19 protein-coding genes, 1 rRNA gene and 1 other annotated feature are annotated in these 17807 nt (G+C 50.0%); of the genes, 11 read left to right on the top strand and 9 right to left on the bottom strand.

From position 1 onward, the window contains the following. Positions 1-8: 8 nt before the first annotated feature. On the bottom strand, positions 9-800 hold the full coding sequence (locus ACJHXB_RS00100) for an inner membrane protein YpjD (protein WP_001338897.1): 792 nt from the start codon (positions 798-800) through the stop codon (positions 9-11). A gap of 166 nt (positions 801-966) precedes the next feature. Between ACJHXB_RS00100 and ffh the strand changes: the two genes are divergently transcribed. The 5 genes from ffh to rplS all read left to right on the top strand — a co-directional run bounded on the left by ffh (position 967) and on the right by rplS (position 4579). Further along, on the top strand, positions 967-2328 hold the full coding sequence (ffh, locus tag ACJHXB_RS00095; protein WP_000460035.1) for a signal recognition particle protein: 1362 nt from the start codon (positions 967-969) through the stop codon (positions 2326-2328). A 248-nt stretch (positions 2329-2576) separates the two neighbouring features. Then, complete coding sequence (gene rpsP, locus ACJHXB_RS00090) at positions 2577-2825, top strand: 30S ribosomal protein S16 (protein WP_000256450.1); 249 nt, start codon at positions 2577-2579, stop codon at positions 2823-2825. Positions 2826-2843: 18 nt separating this feature from the next. Further along, positions 2844-3392, top strand: a complete 549-nt coding sequence (rimM, locus tag ACJHXB_RS00085; RefSeq protein WP_000043335.1) for a ribosome maturation factor RimM — start codon at positions 2844-2846, stop codon at positions 3390-3392. A 30-nt stretch (positions 3393-3422) separates the two neighbouring features. Further along, positions 3423-4190 (top strand): tRNA (guanosine(37)-N1)-methyltransferase TrmD, encoded by a 768-nt coding sequence (gene trmD, locus ACJHXB_RS00080; protein WP_000264777.1) that lies wholly within the window; start codon positions 3423-3425, stop codon positions 4188-4190. A 41-nt stretch (positions 4191-4231) separates the two neighbouring features. Then, positions 4232-4579 (top strand): 50S ribosomal protein L19, encoded by a 348-nt coding sequence (gene rplS / locus ACJHXB_RS00075; protein WP_000065253.1) that lies wholly within the window; start codon positions 4232-4234, stop codon positions 4577-4579. A 76-nt stretch (positions 4580-4655) separates the two neighbouring features. Here the strand turns inward: rplS and ACJHXB_RS00070 are convergent, their stop codons facing one another. The 4 genes from ACJHXB_RS00070 to ACJHXB_RS00055 all read right to left on the bottom strand — a co-directional run bounded on the left by ACJHXB_RS00070 (position 4656) and on the right by ACJHXB_RS00055 (position 7403). Beyond that, positions 4656-5138 carry an OmpA family protein gene (locus tag ACJHXB_RS00070; RefSeq protein WP_000589822.1) on the bottom strand — a complete coding sequence of 161 codons (483 nt, stop codon included), beginning with the start codon at positions 5136-5138 and terminating at the stop codon, positions 4656-4658. Positions 5139-5153: 15 nt separating this feature from the next. After that, positions 5154-6380 (bottom strand): diguanylate cyclase DgcN, encoded by a 1227-nt coding sequence (dgcN, locus tag ACJHXB_RS00065; RefSeq protein WP_000969047.1) that lies wholly within the window; start codon positions 6378-6380, stop codon positions 5154-5156. Continuing rightward, entirely contained in the window at positions 6370-6888 is a 519-nt protein-coding gene (locus tag ACJHXB_RS00060) for a YfiR family protein (RefSeq protein WP_001212391.1), read from the bottom strand. Before ACJHXB_RS00060 ends, dgcN begins: the two co-directional genes overlap by 11 nt. A gap of 149 nt (positions 6889-7037) precedes the next feature. Next, positions 7038-7403, bottom strand: coding sequence for a DUF2799 domain-containing protein (locus ACJHXB_RS00055; protein WP_000976004.1), 366 nt, complete (start codon positions 7401-7403; stop codon positions 7038-7040). 208 nt (positions 7404-7611) lie between these two features. On the opposite strand from ACJHXB_RS00055, the gene aroF reads away from it, so the two are divergent. Both aroF and tyrA read left to right on the top strand, forming a co-directional pair. Beyond that, positions 7612-8682 (top strand): 3-deoxy-7-phosphoheptulonate synthase AroF, encoded by a 1071-nt coding sequence (aroF, locus tag ACJHXB_RS00050; RefSeq protein ID WP_001168045.1) that lies wholly within the window; start codon positions 7612-7614, stop codon positions 8680-8682. A gap of 10 nt (positions 8683-8692) precedes the next feature. Next, on the top strand, positions 8693-9814 hold the full coding sequence (tyrA, locus tag ACJHXB_RS00045) for a bifunctional chorismate mutase/prephenate dehydrogenase (RefSeq protein ID WP_000225222.1): 1122 nt from the start codon (positions 8693-8695) through the stop codon (positions 9812-9814). 43 nt (positions 9815-9857) lie between these two features. Here the strand turns inward: tyrA and pheA are convergent, their stop codons facing one another. The 4 genes from pheA to bamD all read right to left on the bottom strand — a co-directional run bounded on the left by pheA (position 9858) and on the right by bamD (position 12618). Then, positions 9858-11018, bottom strand: coding sequence for a bifunctional chorismate mutase/prephenate dehydratase (gene pheA, locus ACJHXB_RS00040; protein WP_000200110.1), 1161 nt, complete (start codon positions 11016-11018; stop codon positions 9858-9860). Positions 11019-11040: 22 nt separating this feature from the next. Further along, positions 11041-11166, bottom strand: a sequence feature (Phe leader region). Continuing rightward, positions 11118-11165 (bottom strand): pheA operon leader peptide PheL, encoded by a 48-nt coding sequence (gene pheL, locus ACJHXB_RS00035; RefSeq protein ID WP_001386991.1) that lies wholly within the window; start codon positions 11163-11165, stop codon positions 11118-11120. (Overlaps the previous feature by 48 nt.) Positions 11167-11268: 102 nt before the next feature. After that, positions 11269-11610, bottom strand: a complete 342-nt coding sequence (gene raiA, locus ACJHXB_RS00030) for a ribosome-associated translation inhibitor RaiA (RefSeq protein ID WP_000178456.1) — start codon at positions 11608-11610, stop codon at positions 11269-11271. 270 nt (positions 11611-11880) lie between these two features. Continuing rightward, positions 11881-12618, bottom strand: coding sequence for an outer membrane protein assembly factor BamD (gene bamD / locus ACJHXB_RS00025; protein ID WP_000197686.1), 738 nt, complete (start codon positions 12616-12618; stop codon positions 11881-11883). 134 nt (positions 12619-12752) lie between these two features. Between bamD and rluD the strand changes: the two genes are divergently transcribed. The 4 genes from rluD to ACJHXB_RS00005 form a co-directional block, all read left to right on the top strand. After that, positions 12753-13733, top strand: a complete 981-nt coding sequence (rluD, locus tag ACJHXB_RS00020; protein WP_000079109.1) for a 23S rRNA pseudouridine(1911/1915/1917) synthase RluD — start codon at positions 12753-12755, stop codon at positions 13731-13733. Continuing rightward, on the top strand, positions 13730-14461 hold the full coding sequence (gene yfiH, locus ACJHXB_RS00015) for a purine nucleoside phosphorylase YfiH (protein WP_000040165.1): 732 nt from the start codon (positions 13730-13732) through the stop codon (positions 14459-14461). The genes rluD and yfiH overlap by 4 nt, the downstream gene beginning before the upstream one ends. A gap of 129 nt (positions 14462-14590) precedes the next feature. Next, positions 14591-17164, top strand: a complete 2574-nt coding sequence (gene clpB / locus ACJHXB_RS00010; protein WP_001235102.1) for an ATP-dependent chaperone ClpB — start codon at positions 14591-14593, stop codon at positions 17162-17164. A 442-nt stretch (positions 17165-17606) separates the two neighbouring features. Then, positions 17607-17807 (top strand): 16S ribosomal RNA (locus tag ACJHXB_RS00005); the annotation flags it as partial.

Here is a 17807-nt window from a genome sequence, read left to right as displayed (position 1 = left end):
TTCTGGGTTTAGCTGATTAACTGCTGGACAATTCGGCTGCCGAAGTAGGCCAGTGTCAGGATGACTGCACCCGCAACGTTAAACCAGACGACGCGGCGTCCACGCCATCCTTCATGATAATGTCCCCACAGCAGCACAATATAGACAAACCACGCCACGATAGAGAGCACGGCCTTGTCGATATTTTCCATGCTAAATAAGTTGTGCATGTAGAACAGGCCAGTGCAAAGCGTGAGCGTTAGCAGCACCACGCCAATCTGCGTGATGTGGAACATTTTACGCTCGATACTCATCAATGGCGGCATTTCCTGGTTAAACGCCAGTTTCTTGTTCTTCAGTTGGTAATCAATCCACGCCAGTTGCAGCGCGTACAGGGCGGCGATAATTAGCGTGGCATAGGAAAAGAGCGATAAGCCAATGTGCACCAGCATCCCAGGCGTTGCTTCCAGATGGGTGATGTATTCATTGGGCATGAAGGTCGCCAGCGCCAGGTTGATAAGCGCAAAGGCATAGACAATGGGTAGCAGCAACCAGCCACGATTGCGAGAAGCCACAATGGTCATTACCGTACAGATCATCAAACTGACCAATGAACCAACGTTCAGCAGGCTGAGGTTTTGTCCGCTATCACCGTCGGGCAGGATGCGGGCTTCCAGAGCGATTGCGTGGCAGACCAGCGCAATGACCGCAGAAATAATAGCCATGCGCCGCCAGCCGCCGTTTTTTTGCAGCAGACCGGGAACAATCAGCGCAAGACTGACGGAGTAGGCGACAAGCGCGAGCAGAGCAAAAACGGGCATAGTAATGTCGACAGTTTGAGCAATAAGAAAGAGAAGCAGTATAGCGTCAGGTGAACGCTGCTCCAACCGTTGCATAACAACAAAGACGCCTTCATGTTATACTGCGGCAATATACTGATGATGTGTCGCGATTGCGGCCAACCGTTTCCACCCCAGGCGAGAGACAATGTTTGATAATTTAACCGATCGTTTGTCGCGCACGCTGCGCAATATCAGTGGCCGTGGACGCCTCACTGAAGACAACGTAAAAGATACGCTGCGCGAAGTGCGCATGGCGCTGCTGGAGGCGGACGTCGCTCTGCCGGTAGTGCGTGAGTTTATCAATCGCGTAAAAGAGAAAGCGGTTGGTCATGAAGTTAATAAGAGCCTGACGCCGGGGCAGGAGTTCGTCAAAATCGTCCGTAACGAACTGGTTGCGGCGATGGGCGAAGAGAACCAGACCCTGAACCTGGCTGCGCAACCGCCTGCGGTCGTGCTGATGGCGGGCCTGCAAGGTGCCGGTAAAACAACCAGCGTTGGTAAACTCGGTAAGTTCCTGCGCGAGAAGCACAAGAAGAAAGTGCTGGTGGTTTCTGCTGACGTCTATCGCCCGGCGGCAATCAAACAGCTTGAGACGCTGGCAGAGCAGGTGGGCGTTGATTTCTTCCCTTCTGATGTTGGTCAGAAGCCGGTTGATATTGTTAACGCGGCGCTGAAAGAAGCCAAACTGAAATTCTACGACGTGCTGCTGGTGGATACCGCTGGTCGTCTGCACGTTGACGAAGCGATGATGGACGAGATCAAACAAGTCCATGCGTCGATTAACCCGGTTGAAACCCTGTTTGTGGTTGACGCCATGACCGGTCAGGATGCGGCCAATACGGCAAAAGCATTCAATGAAGCGTTACCGCTTACCGGCGTAGTGTTGACCAAAGTGGACGGCGATGCCCGCGGCGGTGCGGCGCTCTCTATTCGTCACATCACTGGCAAACCGATCAAGTTCCTCGGTGTTGGCGAGAAAACTGAGGCGCTGGAGCCGTTCCATCCGGACCGCATCGCGTCGCGTATTCTCGGCATGGGAGACGTACTGTCGCTGATCGAAGATATCGAAAGCAAAGTTGACCGCGCGCAGGCAGAGAAATTAGCCAGCAAGCTAAAAAAAGGCGACGGCTTCGATCTCAACGACTTCCTTGAGCAACTGCGCCAGATGAAAAATATGGGCGGCATGGCCAGCTTGATGGGCAAACTGCCGGGCATGGGGCAGATCCCGGATAACGTCAAGTCGCAGATGGACGATAAAGTGCTGGTGCGTATGGAAGCCATCATCAACTCAATGACGATGAAAGAGCGCGCTAAGCCAGAAATCATCAAAGGTTCACGTAAGCGTCGTATCGCCGCCGGTTGCGGGATGCAGGTACAGGACGTTAACCGTCTTCTGAAACAGTTCGACGACATGCAGCGCATGATGAAGAAAATGAAGAAGGGCGGAATGGCGAAGATGATGAGAAGCATGAAGGGTATGATGCCGCCGGGATTTCCTGGTCGCTAATCGGCCTGGCTTGTTTGCCATTTTGGCACCGGGGTGTGCTCGTCATCCTCACGTACTGCGTGTACGCTCCGGTGACTGCGCGCACTCCGGCACCAAACTGGCTGCACCGCCGACGGCCTTTTACAGCAGAGTTAGCAACTGTTGATTGCAATTTCCGCAAAAATGAGTAAAATTTTCGGGCTTTTAATATGACACCGGACTCCGTTCCTCGATGGGGTCCGGTTGTTTTATTCACACAAGAGGATGTTATGGTAACTATTCGTTTAGCACGTCACGGCGCTAAAAAGCGTCCGTTCTACCAGGTTGTTGTCGCTGACAGCCGTAATGCACGCAACGGTCGCTTCATCGAGCGCGTTGGTTTCTTCAACCCAATCGCTAGCGAAAAAGAAGAAGGCACTCGCCTGGATCTGGATCGCATCGCTCACTGGGTTGGCCAGGGCGCAACTATTTCTGATCGCGTTGCTGCGCTGATCAAAGAAGTAAACAAAGCAGCTTAATCTGTCACGGTGGTCATGATGAGCAAACAACTCACCGCGCAAGCACCTGTTGATCCCATCGTTTTGGGAAAAATGGGTTCGTCTTACGGTATTCGTGGGTGGCTCAGAGTGTTTTCTTCCACCGAAGACGCCGAAAGCATTTTTGACTATCAGCCCTGGTTTATCCAGAAGGCGGGTCAGTGGCAGCAAGTCCAGCTGGAAAGCTGGAAGCACCACAATCAGGACATGATCATCAAGCTGAAAGGCGTTGACGATCGTGATGCGGCGAACCTGCTGACGAATTGTGAAATTGTCGTGGATTCATCGCAGCTGCCTCAGCTTGAAGAGGGTGACTACTACTGGAAAGACCTGATGGGCTGCCAGGTAGTAACCACTGAAGGCTACGATCTCGGTAAAGTCGTCGATATGATGGAAACCGGATCTAATGATGTTCTCGTCATTAAGGCAAACCTGAAAGATGCGTTTGGTATCAAGGAACGTCTCGTACCGTTCCTCGATGGGCAGGTTATCAAGAAAGTCGATCTCACTACTCGTTCAATCGAAGTAGATTGGGATCCTGGTTTTTAAACCACCGGATAAACGGTAAAAGACGGCGCTATGTGGATTGGCATAATTAGCCTGTTTCCTGAAATGTTCCGCGCAATTACCGATTACGGGGTAACTGGCCGGGCAGTTAAAAATGGCCTGCTGAGCATCCAGAGCTGGAGTCCTCGCGACTTCACGCATGACCGGCACCGTACCGTGGACGATCGTCCTTACGGCGGCGGACCGGGGATGTTAATGATGGTGCAACCCTTGCGGGACGCCATTCATGCAGCAAAAGCCGCGGCGGGTGAAGGCGCAAAGGTGATTTATCTGTCACCACAGGGACGCAAGCTTGATCAAGCGGGCGTCAGCGAACTGGCAACGAATCAAAAATTGATTCTGGTGTGCGGTCGCTACGAAGGTATAGATGAGCGCGTGATCCAAACCGAAATTGACGAAGAATGGTCAATCGGCGATTACGTTCTCAGTGGTGGTGAGTTACCAGCAATGACGCTGATTGACTCCGTTTCCCGGTTTATTCCGGGAGTACTGGGACATGAAGCCTCAGCAACGGAAGATTCCTTTGCTGAAGGATTGCTGGATTGCCCGCACTATACGCGGCCTGAGGTGTTAGAAGGGATGGAAGTTCCGCCAGTGTTACTGTCGGGCAACCATGCCGAGATACGTCGCTGGCGTTTGAAACAGTCGCTGGGCCGTACCTGGCTTAGAAGACCTGAACTTCTGGAAAACCTGGCTCTGACTGAAGAGCAAGCAAGGTTGCTGGCGGAGTTCAAAACGGAACACGCACAACAGCAACATAAACATGATGGGATGGCGTAAGCCCCCGAGATATCAGTTTACCCAGGATAAGAGATTAAATTATGAGCAACATTATTAAGCAACTTGAACAAGAGCAGATGAAGCAGGACGTACCTTCCTTCCGTCCGGGTGATACCGTGGAAGTGAAAGTATGGGTTGTTGAAGGTTCCAAAAAACGTCTGCAGGCATTCGAGGGCGTGGTTATCGCTATTCGTAACCGCGGTCTGCACTCTGCATTCACTGTTCGTAAAATTTCCAACGGCGAAGGCGTTGAGCGTGTCTTCCAGACTCACTCTCCGGTAGTTGACAGCATTTCTGTCAAACGTCGTGGTGCTGTTCGTAAAGCTAAACTGTACTACCTGCGTGAGCGTACTGGTAAGGCTGCTCGTATCAAAGAGCGTCTTAACTAAGGTTTCGCTTAAGCGACATCCTGTTAAGAAGGGCTGGCCAATTGGCTGGCCCTTTTTTTATCTGTTTGCTCGTGTTTTAAGGGGTAGTAATCACCACTGCGACGCGGCGGTTCTCGGCGCGGCCCTGGGCGGTCTTGTTACTGGCTATGGGATATTTTTTTCCTAAACCCTGTGTGGTGAGATTGCTGCGCGGAATTTGTCCACCTATAGCCCATGCATCGGCCACAACATTCGCCCGTTTCAATGATAAGGCTTCGTTGTAACTGTCTTCACCATAGTTGTCGGTGTGTCCATCCATACGGGCATGCGTTAGCCCTGTCGAGGCCAATTTGGCTGCCATGGTTTGGATCTGTTGCTGGCTTTCCGGGAGCAATTTGTAGTCATTTTTTGCGAACAGAATGGCATCTGATAAGCCCAGCGACCAGTCGCCGGCGGATTCAGTAAATCCATAAGATTGCATAGCGGCGACTTGCTCAGGAGTAAACTTTCCCTGAGGGGACTGGCAGCCAGTCAGTATTAGTGAGGTGAAAATCAGGGGTGCTACCAGGTGCTTTATCATATCGATATATCCTTGTTATCTCACCAGCTTTTCGGCACGCTGGTGTTTGGCCTGATACATATTGTAATCGGCCAGCTCTTGTAATTTTTCCGCAGAAGCGTGCGCAATGGTCATTGCGTAACCAATGCTTAATGTCATTGTGGTCTGATGGCCATTATGAAGATCAAACGGGCGATTAAAGATTTGTGTCAGTGCTGAGCATATCTGCTGCACTTCAGATTCCGACTGTACATCATAGAGCACCATCGCGAATTCATCGCCGCCCAGGCGGTATGCTTTATGTCGCAGCCCGCCAAATTCAGCTAACCGTTTTGCGATTTCAATCAAGACTCTATCGCCCGTCGCATGACCCCAGGTATCATTGATATATTTGAAATTATCGCCATCAAGAAATAGTAACGCCGACGTTTTTCGGGCGTCGGAACTGCTCATCAACGTGTTGATGCCGCTACGAAACGCTGCGCGGTTAGCCAGCCCGGTTAATGGGTCATGTAGCGCGGTACGTAGAAGCTGCGCATTTTTGGCCTGTAAACGAAGCTGCCACTCTTCCATTTCATCCAGCAGACTGTTGAAGTCGAGTGCGAAGCGGTGAAATTCTGCAATGCGTTCTTCCGAAACTCGTCGGGAAAAATTGCGGTTGGAACGTACGTCATGCACGACATCGGTGATATTTTTCAATGCTTCCACCAGGCCATTGTGCAAATGGCGGGTGAGGGTAATTGCGATGCCTGATGCCAGCAGAATACAACCGGTCAGGACAGCGAGCGAAAACCAGATAAAATGGCTGATTGAACTGTCGCGAGCGGTTAAGCGTACTTCGCCAATGGTTTCGCCATTGTGACGAATCGGCTGAATGATGGGGGCAGGGAAGAGCCAGTGGCTTATGAAATTGCTGAAAGTATCGCCTGGATCCTTACGGGTGTAATGCCAGGATGCCAGAATATTTTGCTGCTTATCACGTACTTCTGCAGTTGAAAATTGCCCTTGCTGGCCCAGCGCTGCCAGTGTTTCAGTTGCTGCAGGGCCATCGGCAAAAACGACAGCTGCTTCCAGACTGTAAGTCATTGTTGCTGCTGTCAGTGCCAGGTTTTTTTGCGCGTACTGTTTCAGGGTCAGCACCGAGGTCACGGAAAGCAGCAACCAGATCAGCATCATAGTGATAAATATGCTGGTCATACTGATGTTGCGTAATGCTCTTTTAAACGTGGGGCGCTTATTAAGAGAATTATCGTTATCCATCATTTTTCTTCCGTGCGAGCATCAAGACATCCGGGTTGACCTTTACACCGCTACGCGATAAGGCATCCAGGTTTACGGCAAATCTGACGTCATTATTGTGGATGATCAGACAAAAGGCGCTACCAATAATGCACTCGGTATTTTGTTCGGCAATTAATAATAACGCCTTTGACGGATATTGTTCGGTTAATTCCATCTGGAATGTCGGTGACTCGTTGCCAAAATAAAAACCATTGCAGCCTGAAATCATCGCCTCTTGTTGAGTGTGAATGATGACAGGCAGATAAGGCAAAGATGTCGCGGCATTCTCTTGTAGGGCGGTACTAAAACGTGAAGATGAAAAGATACATAACTTTGGTGGCCCTGATAGCGCAGGCCAGCGGGTGTAACTGACAATACCGGAAACCATCATACGCACGTTTTTCGCAACGTCAGAAGGCTCCTGAGCGAGTATTGGTGCTCCCGTCAGCAGGAGAATCAGAAGTAAGAACAGTCGGTGAGAAAAACGCATTCAGGGATCCCCACCATCTTCGCTCGAAATGCATCGATATTTTTTCAGAATGCTCATTAAAATATCATTTTTTCATGCGATCGTCATCAATGTGAGAAATAAAACACAATGAGTAAAATCTTATGTTTAATTTATTTGTGGGGTTTTAATTAATTTAATCGTATTGTGCTGGCATTTTCATCAGCCCCTTTTTGCCATACTTCATGCAGTTGGCTGGCATTTTCAACATTGTTGCAGCTGGCAGGAAAGCTTTTACCGGAAAGTCCTCGGGCATAAGTAAAATCGGTCTGGCAAGTTTTCTTTTGTCCTTCGGCATATCCTTTAAGGTATAGACCGCGATCCGCCTGTGAATCGCTAAATGCATCGTCATCTTTTATGGCGCTGCCCGATATCGCATCTTCCATACCGACATCATACCAGTCGGTGCTGGTCAAGGTTGGCGCGTGAGTATAAGGATCAATCTGACATCCGCTAACCAGTAAAGCCAACAAGGGGGCGATAAACTTTTTCATCATTTCTTTCTCCTTTTTCAAAGCATAGCGGATTGTTTTTAAAGGAGGTGTAAATTTATTTGTACGAAATAAGCATCAAAAGCGCGAGTAAATTGTTTCTGTAAAGAAAAATGTACGAAATATGGATTGAAAACTTTACTTTATGTGTTATCGTTACGTCATCCTCGCTGAGGATCAACTATCGCAAACGAGCATAAACAGGATCGCCATCATGCAAAAAGACGCGCTGAATAACGTACATATTACCGACGAACAGGTTTTAATGACTCCGGAACAACTGAAGGCCGCTTTTCCATTAAGCCTGCAACAAGAAGCCCAGATTGCTGACTCGCGTAAAACCATTTCAGATATTATCGCCGGGCGCGATCCTCGTCTGCTGGTAGTATGTGGTCCTTGTTCCATTCATGATCCGGAAACTGCTCTGGAATATGCTCGTCGATTTAAAGCCCTTGCCGCAGAGGTCAGCGATAGCCTCTATCTGGTAATGCGCGTCTATTTTGAAAAACCCCGTACCACTGTCGGTTGGAAAGGGTTGATTAACGATCCCCATATGGATGGCTCTTTTGATGTAGAAGCCGGGCTGCAGATCGCGCGTAAATTGCTGCTTGAGCTGGTGAATATGGGACTGCCACTGGCGACGGAAGCGTTAGATCCAAATAGCCCGCAATACCTGGGCGATCTGTTTAGCTGGTCAGCAATTGGTGCTCGTACAACGGAATCGCAAACTCACCGTGAAATGGCCTCCGGGCTTTCCATGCCGGTTGGTTTTAAAAACGGCACCGACGGCAGCCTTGCAACGGCAATTAACGCTATGCGTGCCGCCGCCCAGCCGCACCGTTTTGTTGGCATTAACCAGGCAGGGCAGGTTGCGTTGCTACAAACTCAGGGGAATCCGGACGGGCATGTGATCCTGCGCGGTGGTAAAGCGCCGAACTATAGCCCTGCGGATGTTGCGCAATGTGAAAAAGAGATGGAACAGGCGGGACTGCGCCCGTCTCTGATGGTAGATTGCAGCCACGGTAATTCCAATAAAGATTATCGCCGTCAGCCTGCGGTGGCAGAGTCCGTGGTTGCTCAGATCAAAGATGGTAATCGCTCCATTATTGGTCTGATGATTGAAAGTAATATCCACGAAGGTAATCAGTCTTCCGAACAGCCGCGCAGTGAAATGAAATACGGTGTATCCGTAACCGATGCCTGCATTAGTTGGGAAATGACCGATGCCTTGCTGCGTGAAATTCATCAGGATCTGAACGGGCAGCTGACGGCTCGCGTGGCTTAAGAGGTTTATTATGGTTGCTGAATTGACCGCATTACGCGATCAAATTGATGAAGTCGATAAAGCGCTGCTGAATTTATTAGCGAAGCGTCTGGAACTGGTTGCTGAAGTGGGCGAGGTGAAAAGCCGCTTTGGACTGCCTATTTATGTTCCGGAGCGCGAGGCATCTATGCTGGCCTCGCGTCGTGCAGAGGCGGAAGCTCTGGGTGTACCGCCAGATCTGATTGAGGATGTTTTGCGTCGGGTGATGCGTGAATCTTACTCCAGTGAAAACGACAAAGGATTTAAAACGCTTTGTCCGTCACTGCGCCCGGTGGTTATCGTCGGTGGTGGCGGTCAGATGGGACGTCTGTTCGAGAAGATGCTGACACTCTCGGGTTATCAGGTGCGGATTCTGGAGCAACATGACTGGGATCGAGCGGCTGATATTGTTGCCGATGCCGGAATGGTGATTGTTAGTGTGCCCATCCACGTTACTGAACAAGTTATTGGCAAATTACCGCCTTTACCGAAAGATTGTATTCTGGTCGATCTGGCATCGGTGAAAAATGGACCATTACAGGCCATGCTGGCGGCGCATGATGGTCCGGTGCTGGGGTTACACCCGATGTTCGGCCCGGACAGCGGTAGCCTGGCAAAGCAAGTTGTGGTCTGGTGTGATGGACGTAAGCCGGAAGCATACCAATGGTTTCTGGAGCAAATTCAGGTCTGGGGCGCTCGGCTGCATCGTATTAGCGCCGTCGAGCACGATCAGAATATGGCGTTTATTCAGGCTCTGCGCCACTTTGCTACTTTTGCTTATGGGCTGCACCTGGCAGAAGAAAATGTTCAGCTTGAGCAACTTCTGGCACTTTCTTCGCCGATTTACCGCCTTGAGCTGGCGATGGTTGGGCGACTGTTTGCCCAGGATCCGCAACTGTATGCCGACATTATTATGTCGTCAGAGCGTAATCTGGCGTTAATCAAACGTTACTATAAGCGTTTCGGTGAGGCGATTGAGTTGCTGGAGCAGGGCGATAAGCAGGCGTTTATTGACAGTTTCCGCAAGGTGGAGCACTGGTTCGGCGATTACGCACAGCGTTTTCAGAGTGAAAGCCGCGTGTTATTGCGTCAGGCGAATGACAGTCGCCAGTAATAATCCAGTGCCGGGTGATTCACATCATCCGGCACCTTTTCATTCAGGTTGGATCAACAGGCACTACATTCTCGCTTGGGTAACAGCCCAATACCTTCATCGAACGGGTGATTTCCCCTAACTCTTTTAACGCCTTTTGCATTTCTGTGGATTCCAGATTGGCCTGAATATCCAGATAAAACATCTCTTCCCACGGATTACCGTGAATCGGGCGTGATTCCAGACGGGTCATAATCAGATTGTGGTTGCGCAGTACCAGCAACGCTTCAACCAGCGCACCAGCTTGTTGGCCGGTCGCCATTAACAACGTCGTTTTCGCCGGAACCTGGTCAGAAACGTTAATGGCTTTACGTGCCAACACCACAAATCGGGTGAAGTTTTGTCGCTGATTCGCTTCAATACGCTCCAGTACCTGCAAACCGTACAAAGTGCCGCCAGCTTCGCTTCCCAACGCAGCAATATGCGGTGATTTTGCCTGTGCAACCTTTTCCATTGCCGCAGACGTACTTTCGGTATATTCAATTTTCCAGTGCGGATAACGATTAAGGAATTTGCTGCATTGCTGGAATGGCTGCGGATGGCTGTAGACCGTATTAATGGTGGATAAATCAGTAGTGCCGGAGACCAACAAACAATGATCGATAGTTAACGTCATCTCGCCAACAATCGACAAACTGGTATGTTGCAGCAGATCGTAAACGTCGTTTATGGCACCGGAGCTGGTATTTTCAATCGGTACGACGGCATAGTCGGCCTGGCCGGTTTCCACCTGATTAAAAATATCGGCAAATTTGGCGCAGCCACTTTCAATGAATTGCTCAAAGTGACGGGCAGCATACTGGCGCGCCGCAAGATGGGAATAAGAACCTTTGGGGCCGAGAAAAGCAATGCGGGCAGAGTGTGGATTAATTTTATTGAGATGTTGCTGGAGCAGTGCCTGCTGAGTTAATACGGAATCTTCAATGATGAGCTGGAACAGGCGAGTAATGTAATGGGCGTCCAGATGGTGCGCTTTACCGAGCGTAATTAATCTTTCCAGCAAATCGCGTTCACGATCAATATCACGTACCGGGCGATGCGAGAGCAGTTTGGCTTTTCCCACCTCGACGGCCAGTTCGCGCCGCTCTGCCAGTAATGCTAATAATTTTTCATCCAGCGCGCTGATTTTCTCGCGCAGCGCCAGTAACGGATTTTCCGATGTCATAGTGTTGCCTTTTTTGTTATCAATAAAAAAGGCCCCCCGGTTTGGGAGGCCTTATTGTTCGTCTTCGCATTCTGTTTCACACGACGAAACGCCTCCCATTCAGGGGAAGGTAAAAAAGAATGCGAAGAAAAACGGTGTGTGTTTCATGTTTGTTTCCTTAAGTGACTTCAGTACAGTACCCGTACTGTTTTCACGCTGTCAACAAAAAACGCGCCCGAAGGCGCGTTGGCGATACACTCAATATAAAGGACTACTCTTCTTCAACTTCTTCGACGAAGTTGGCGTCTTTCACCGATGTTGCGGCACGACGTGCTTCGCCTTTGTGCTGCAGTTTATTGAGCTGCCGTTCCAGCTTGTTGATCAATTCGTTAATTGCGGTGTACATATCTTCATGTTTACCACTGGCAACCAGAACGCCGTTAGGTGTATTGATTGTGGCGTCAGCAACAAACCCTTGTGGCTCTTTGGACAGAATGATATGTGGATTAATCAGATGTGTTTGCCATTTTTCCAGTTTGGCGAGACGGTCTGCGACATGTTGGCGGATGGCCGGAGTAATTTCCATTTGTTTGCTGGTAATGTTCATTGTCATAAATTTTACCTCTTGTCTTCCCGTCTTGGTGAATTCAGCATACCGTTCCTGATGTCAAAATGTGTGATGGAAATCTCATAATTTTGTCACTTTTTGTCAACGAATCTTTTTTGTGAGAAATCGCAGGAAGAGGTGTTTTTTTACTTGAGGAATATCTCAAAGCGAGCCATATTTGATGAGATCGATAGTGACTAAATCGCTTCAGTTTCACAACTAACAGAATAAAAAAACGGCAGCTCAAGGGCTGCCGTTTTGTGTTTCAGGTTTCTGTTATGTATTGCTGCTGTTTGCGGCGATGATTTTCGCTACTTTTTCAGCTTGCGCATTCATCTGCATCTGACGGTATGCATTTTCCATCAGCGGCAGCGCATCACGCGTAGCCTGGGTATCCGGGTAGTCGCGCAACATGCCTTCTACGCGGTTAACGACGGCAACCCATGCGCCACGTTCTGTATAGTACTCGGCAACGGAGTATTCATATTTCGCTAGACGATCTTTCAGGAATACCAGACGTTTGGTGGCATCGGTGGTGTACTGACTGTTCGGATAGCCGCGCACCAGTTTGGAAAAGTCACTAAACGCAGCTCGTGCATGTTGAGGATCGCGATCGCTACGGTCAACGCCAAAGAACCCTTGCAGCGCACTGTCATCCAGCGCCATATTGGTCAGGCCACGCATGTACATGACATAATCGATATTCGGATGGGTCGGGTTAAGGCGAATAAAACGATCGATGGCAGCCTGTGCTAACGGCAAATCGGCGTTTTTATAGTAGGCGTAGATGAGATCCAGCTGCACCTGCTGCGAATACGGACCAAACGGATAGCGATTATCTAACGCTTCCAGTTGCGTTATTGCCTGTCTCCAGTTACCGTCCTGCAGCTTTTGTTGTGCAGTCGCGTAAATTTCATTTGGCGGATTATCAGGTACTTCTTCCTTTGACCCCGAGCAACCCGCCAAAAACAGGCTTAGTGTGGCGGCTGCCACCAGATATTTCATGCGCGTCATGACGTTTTGACTTTCCTCAAAATGTAATACGGGAGATTCTCTGTTCCTGCTCCCGGTTAAGACCAGCTACAATAGCACACTATATTAAACGGCAAAGCCGTAAAACCCCAACGATAAACGAAGAAGCAGTATATATGGCACAACGAGTACAGCTCACTGCAACGGTGTCCGAAAACCAACTCGGTCAACGCTTAGATCAGGCTTTGGCCGAAATGTTCCCGGATTATTCACGTTCGCGAATAAAAGAATGGATCCTCGACCAGCGCGTGCTGGTTAACGGCAAAGTTTGTGATAAGCCGAAAGAAAAAGTATTGGGTGGCGAGCAGGTTGCCATCAACGCAGAGATTGAAGAAGAAGCGCGTTTTGAACCGCAGGATATCCCGCTGGATATCGTCTATGAAGATGAAGACATCATCGTCATTAATAAACCGCGCGACCTGGTGGTTCATCCTGGCGCGGGTAACCCGGATGGCACGGTACTGAATGCGTTGCTTCATTACTATCCGCCCATTGCCGATGTACCGCGTGCGGGCATCGTCCATCGTCTGGATAAAGACACCACTGGCCTGATGGTTGTGGCAAAAACCGTTCCGGCTCAGACGCGTTTAGTCGAATCTTTGCAACGGCGTGAAATTACTCGTGAGTATGAAGCTGTCGCAATTGGTCATATGACCGCTGGCGGTACGGTGGATGAGCCAATCAGTCGCCACCCGACCAAACGTACTCACATGGCGGTGCATCCGATGGGCAAACCAGCGGTGACTCACTATCGCATCATGGAACACTTCCGTGTGCACACGCGTCTGCGGTTGCGTCTGGAAACTGGACGTACGCACCAGATCCGCGTGCATATGGCCCATATCACTCATCCGCTGGTGGGCGATCCGGTTTATGGTGGCCGTCCGCGTCCTCCAAAAGGTGCTTCGGAAGCGTTTATCTCCACGCTGCGTAAGTTTGACCGCCAGGCGCTTCATGCAACCATGCTGCGTCTTTATCACCCGATCTCCGGCATCGAAATGGAATGGCATGCGCCTATTCCACAAGATATGGTGGAGCTGATTGATGTGATGCGCGCCGATTTCGAAGAGCATAAGGATGAAGTGGACTGGTTATGAGTAAGCTAATTGTCCCGCAGTGGCCGCTGCCAAAAGGTGTTGCGGCTTGTAGCTCTACTCGTATCGGCGGCGTGAGCTTGCCCCCGTATGACTCGCTCAACCTCGGTGCTCATTGTGGCGATAACCCGGTTCACGTTGAGGAGAATCGCAAGCGACTTTTTGCTGCGGGCAATTTGCCTTCTAAACCGGTCTGGCTTGAGCAGGTACACGGCAAAGATGTGCTTAAGCTTACTGGCGAACCTTATGTCTCAAAACGAGCAGATGCCTCTTATAGCAATACGCCGGGCACGGTTTGCGCAGTGATGACTGCCGACTGCCTCCCCGTGCTGTTTTGCAATCGAGCGGGAACGGAAGTCGCCGCCGCTCATGCTGGCTGGCGTGGACTGTGCTCAGGTGTGCTGGAAGAGACGGTTTCCTGTTTTGCTGATAATCCGGAAAATATTCTCGCCTGGTTAGGGCCGGCAATTGGTCCACGCGCGTTTGAAGTGGGGGCGGAGGTTCGCGAGGCGTTTATGGCAGTAGACGCCAAAGCGAGTACAGCTTTCATTCAGCATGGTGATAAGTATCTGGCGGATATTTATCAGCTTGCCCGGCAGCGTCTGGCGAGCGTTGGTGTTGAACAAATTTTCGGCGGCGACCGTTGTACATATACGGAAAATGAGACTTTCTTCTCTTATCGTCGCGACAAGACCACCGGTCGTATGGCAAGTTTCATTTGGCTGATATAACCTAAAGAATCAAGACGATCCGGTACGCGTGATTTTCTTTTCACATTAATCTGGTCAATAACCTTGAATAATTGAGGGATGACCTCATTTAATCTCCAGTAGCAACTTTGATCCGTTATGGGAGGAGTTATGCGTCTGGATCGTCTTACTAATAAATTCCAGCTTGCTCTTGCCGATGCCCAATCACTTGCACTCGGGCACGACAACCAATTCATCGAACCACTTCATTTAATGAGCGCCCTGCTGAATCAGGAAGGGGGGTCGGTTAGTCCTTTATTAACATCCGCTGGCATTAATGCTGGCCAGTTGCGCACAGATATCAATCAGGCATTAAATCGTTTACCACAGGTTGAAGGTACTGGTGGTGATGTCCAGCCATCACAGGATCTGGTGCGCGTTCTTAATCTTTGCGACAAGCTGGCGCAAAAACGTGGTGATAACTTTATCTCGTCAGAACTGTTCGTTCTGGCGGCACTTGAGTCTCGCGGCACGCTGGCCGACATCCTGAAAGCAGCAGGGGCGACCACCGCCAACATTACTCAAGCGATTGAACAAATGCGTGGAGGTGAAAGCGTGAACGATCAAGGTGCTGAAGACCAACGTCAGGCTTTGAAAAAATATACCATCGACCTTACCGAACGAGCCGAACAGGGCAAACTCGATCCGGTGATTGGTCGTGATGAAGAAATTCGCCGTACCATTCAGGTGCTGCAACGTCGTACTAAAAATAACCCGGTACTGATTGGTGAACCAGGCGTCGGTAAAACTGCCATCGTTGAAGGTCTGGCGCAGCGTATCATCAACGGCGAAGTGCCGGAAGGGTTGAAAGGCCGCCGCGTACTGGCGCTGGATATGGGCGCGCTGGTGGCTGGGGCGAAATATCGCGGTGAGTTTGAAGAACGTTTAAAAGGCGTACTTAACGATCTTGCTAAACAGGAAGGCAACGTCATCCTGTTTATCGACGAATTACATACCATGGTCGGCGCGGGTAAAGCCGATGGCGCAATGGACGCCGGAAACATGCTGAAACCGGCGCTGGCGCGTGGTGAATTGCACTGCGTAGGTGCCACGACGCTTGATGAATATCGCCAGTACATCGAAAAAGATGCTGCGCTGGAACGTCGTTTCCAGAAAGTGTTTGTTGCCGAGCCTTCTGTTGAAGATACCATTGCGATTCTGCGTGGCCTGAAAGAACGTTACGAGCTGCACCACCATGTGCAAATTACTGACCCGGCAATTGTTGCAGCGGCGACGTTGTCTCATCGCTACATTGCTGACCGTCAGCTGCCAGATAAAGCCATCGACCTGATCGATGAGGCAGCATCCAGCATTCGTATGCAGATTGACTCAAAACCAGAAGAACTCGACCGACTCGATCGCCGTATCATCCAGCTCAAACTGGAACAACAGGCGTTAATGAAAGAGTCTGATGAAGCCAGTAAAAAACGCCTGGATATGCTCAACGAAGAACTGAGCGACAAAGAACGTCAGTACTCCGAGTTAGAAGAAGAGTGGAAAGCAGAGAAAGCATCGCTTTCTGGTACGCAGACCATTAAAGCGGAACTGGAACAGGCGAAAATCGCTATTGAACAGGCTCGCCGTGTGGGTGACCTGGCGCGGATGTCTGAACTGCAATACGGTAAAATCCCGGAACTGGAAAAGCAACTGGAAGCCGCAACGCAGCTCGAAGGCAAAACTATGCGTCTGTTGCGTAATAAAGTGACCGACGCCGAAATTGCTGAAGTGCTGGCGCGTTGGACGGGGATTCCGGTTTCTCGCATGATGGAAAGCGAGCGCGAAAAACTGCTGCGTATGGAGCAAGAGCTGCACCATCGCGTTATTGGTCAGAACGAAGCGGTTGATGCGGTATCTAACGCTATTCGTCGTAGCCGTGCGGGGCTGGCGGATCCAAATCGCCCGATTGGTTCATTCCTGTTCCTCGGCCCAACCGGTGTGGGGAAAACTGAGCTTTGTAAGGCGCTAGCGAACTTTATGTTTGATAGCGACGAGGCGATGGTCCGTATCGATATGTCCGAGTTTATGGAGAAACACTCGGTGTCTCGTCTGGTTGGTGCGCCTCCGGGATATGTCGGTTATGAAGAAGGTGGCTACCTGACCGAAGCGGTGCGTCGTCGTCCGTATTCCGTCATTCTGCTGGATGAAGTGGAAAAAGCGCATCCGGATGTCTTCAACATTCTGTTGCAGGTACTGGATGATGGGCGTCTGACTGACGGGCAGGGGAGAACGGTCGACTTCCGTAATACGGTTGTCATTATGACCTCTAACCTCGGTTCCGATTTGATTCAGGAACGCTTCGGTGAACTGGATTATGCGCACATGAAAGAGCTGGTGCTCGGTGTGGTTAGCCATAACTTCCGTCCGGAATTCATTAACCGTATCGATGAAGTGGTGGTCTTCCATCCGCTGGGTGAACAGCACATTGCGTCGATTGCGCAGATTCAGTTGAAACGTCTGTATAAACGTCTGGAAGAACGTGGTTATGAAATCCACATTTCTGACGAGGCGCTGAAACTGCTGAGCGAGAACGGTTACGATCCGGTCTATGGCGCACGTCCTCTGAAACGTGCAATTCAGCAGCAGATTGAAAACCCGCTGGCACAGCAAATACTGTCTGGTGAATTGGTTCCGGGTAAAGTGATTCGCCTGGAAGTTAATGAAGACCGGATTGTCGCCGTCCAGTAAATGATAAAACGAGCCCTTCGGGGCTCGTTTTTGTCTATAAGTTAGACGGAAAAGACTATATTTAAGATGTTTTGCCTGAAAAATGAGCGAACGATAAAGTTTTTATATTTTTCGCTTGTCAGGCCGGAATAACTCCCTATAATGCGCCACCACTGACACGGAACAACGGCAAACACGCCGCCGGGTCAGCGGGGTTCTCCTGAGAATCTCAACAGAGAAAAGCAAAAAAATGCTTGACTCTGTAGCGGGAAAGCGTATTATGCACACCCCGCGCCGCTGAGAAAAAGCGAAGCGGCACTGCTCTTTAACAATTTATCAGACAATCTGTGTGGGCACTCGAAGATACGGATTCTTAACGTCGCAAGACGATAAATGAATACCAAGTCTCAAGAGTGAACACGTAATTCATTACGAAGTTTAATTCTTTGAGCATCAAACTTTTAAATTGAAGAGTTTGATCATGGCTCAGATTGAACGCTGGCGGCAGGCCTAACACATGCAAGTCGAACGGTAACAGGAAGCAGCTTGCTGCTTTGCTGACGAGTGGCGGACGGGTGAGTAATGTCTGGGAAACTGCCTGATGGAGGGGGATAACTACTGGAAACGGTAGCTAATACCGCATAACGTCGCAAGACCAAAGAGG

Source organism: Escherichia sp. WS3227_2, assembly GCF_046486495.1.
Lineage (GTDB): Bacteria > Pseudomonadota > Gammaproteobacteria > Enterobacterales > Enterobacteriaceae > Escherichia > Escherichia coli.
Note: the sequence above shows the minus strand (reverse complement) of the source record. Positions and strands in the feature narration are given on the sequence as shown.

Excerpts from the sequence above, each read along its gene's own strand:
- pheA (WP_000200110.1), bottom strand. The coding sequence starts at position 11,018 with ATGACATCGGAAAATCCGTTACTGGCGCTGCGCGAGAAAATCAGCGCG.
- raiA (WP_000178456.1), bottom strand. The coding sequence starts at position 11,610 with ATGACAATGAACATTACCAGCAAACAAATGGAAATTACTCCGGCCATC.
- rluD (WP_000079109.1), top strand. The coding sequence starts at position 12,753 with ATGGCACAACGAGTACAGCTCACTGCAACGGTGTCCGAAAACCAACTC.
- ACJHXB_RS00070 (WP_000589822.1), bottom strand. The coding sequence starts at position 5,138 with ATGATAAAGCACCTGGTAGCACCCCTGATTTTCACCTCACTAATACTG.
- rpsP (WP_000256450.1), top strand. The coding sequence starts at position 2,577 with ATGGTAACTATTCGTTTAGCACGTCACGGCGCTAAAAAGCGTCCGTTC.
- trmD (WP_000264777.1), top strand. The coding sequence starts at position 3,423 with ATGTGGATTGGCATAATTAGCCTGTTTCCTGAAATGTTCCGCGCAATT.
- bamD (WP_000197686.1), bottom strand. The coding sequence starts at position 12,618 with ATGACGCGCATGAAATATCTGGTGGCAGCCGCCACACTAAGCCTGTTT.
- ACJHXB_RS00100 (WP_001338897.1), bottom strand. The coding sequence starts at position 800 with ATGCCCGTTTTTGCTCTGCTCGCGCTTGTCGCCTACTCCGTCAGTCTT.
- yfiH (WP_000040165.1), top strand. The coding sequence starts at position 13,730 with ATGAGTAAGCTAATTGTCCCGCAGTGGCCGCTGCCAAAAGGTGTTGCG.
- aroF (WP_001168045.1), top strand. The coding sequence starts at position 7,612 with ATGCAAAAAGACGCGCTGAATAACGTACATATTACCGACGAACAGGTT.
- ffh (WP_000460035.1), top strand. The coding sequence starts at position 967 with ATGTTTGATAATTTAACCGATCGTTTGTCGCGCACGCTGCGCAATATC.
- ACJHXB_RS00060 (WP_001212391.1), bottom strand. The coding sequence starts at position 6,888 with ATGCGTTTTTCTCACCGACTGTTCTTACTTCTGATTCTCCTGCTGACG.
- rimM (WP_000043335.1), top strand. The coding sequence starts at position 2,844 with ATGAGCAAACAACTCACCGCGCAAGCACCTGTTGATCCCATCGTTTTG.
- dgcN (WP_000969047.1), bottom strand. The coding sequence starts at position 6,380 with ATGATGGATAACGATAATTCTCTTAATAAGCGCCCCACGTTTAAAAGA.
- ACJHXB_RS00055 (WP_000976004.1), bottom strand. The coding sequence starts at position 7,403 with ATGATGAAAAAGTTTATCGCCCCCTTGTTGGCTTTACTGGTTAGCGGA.
- tyrA (WP_000225222.1), top strand. The coding sequence starts at position 8,693 with ATGGTTGCTGAATTGACCGCATTACGCGATCAAATTGATGAAGTCGAT.
- rplS (WP_000065253.1), top strand. The coding sequence starts at position 4,232 with ATGAGCAACATTATTAAGCAACTTGAACAAGAGCAGATGAAGCAGGAC.
- clpB (WP_001235102.1), top strand. The coding sequence starts at position 14,591 with ATGCGTCTGGATCGTCTTACTAATAAATTCCAGCTTGCTCTTGCCGAT.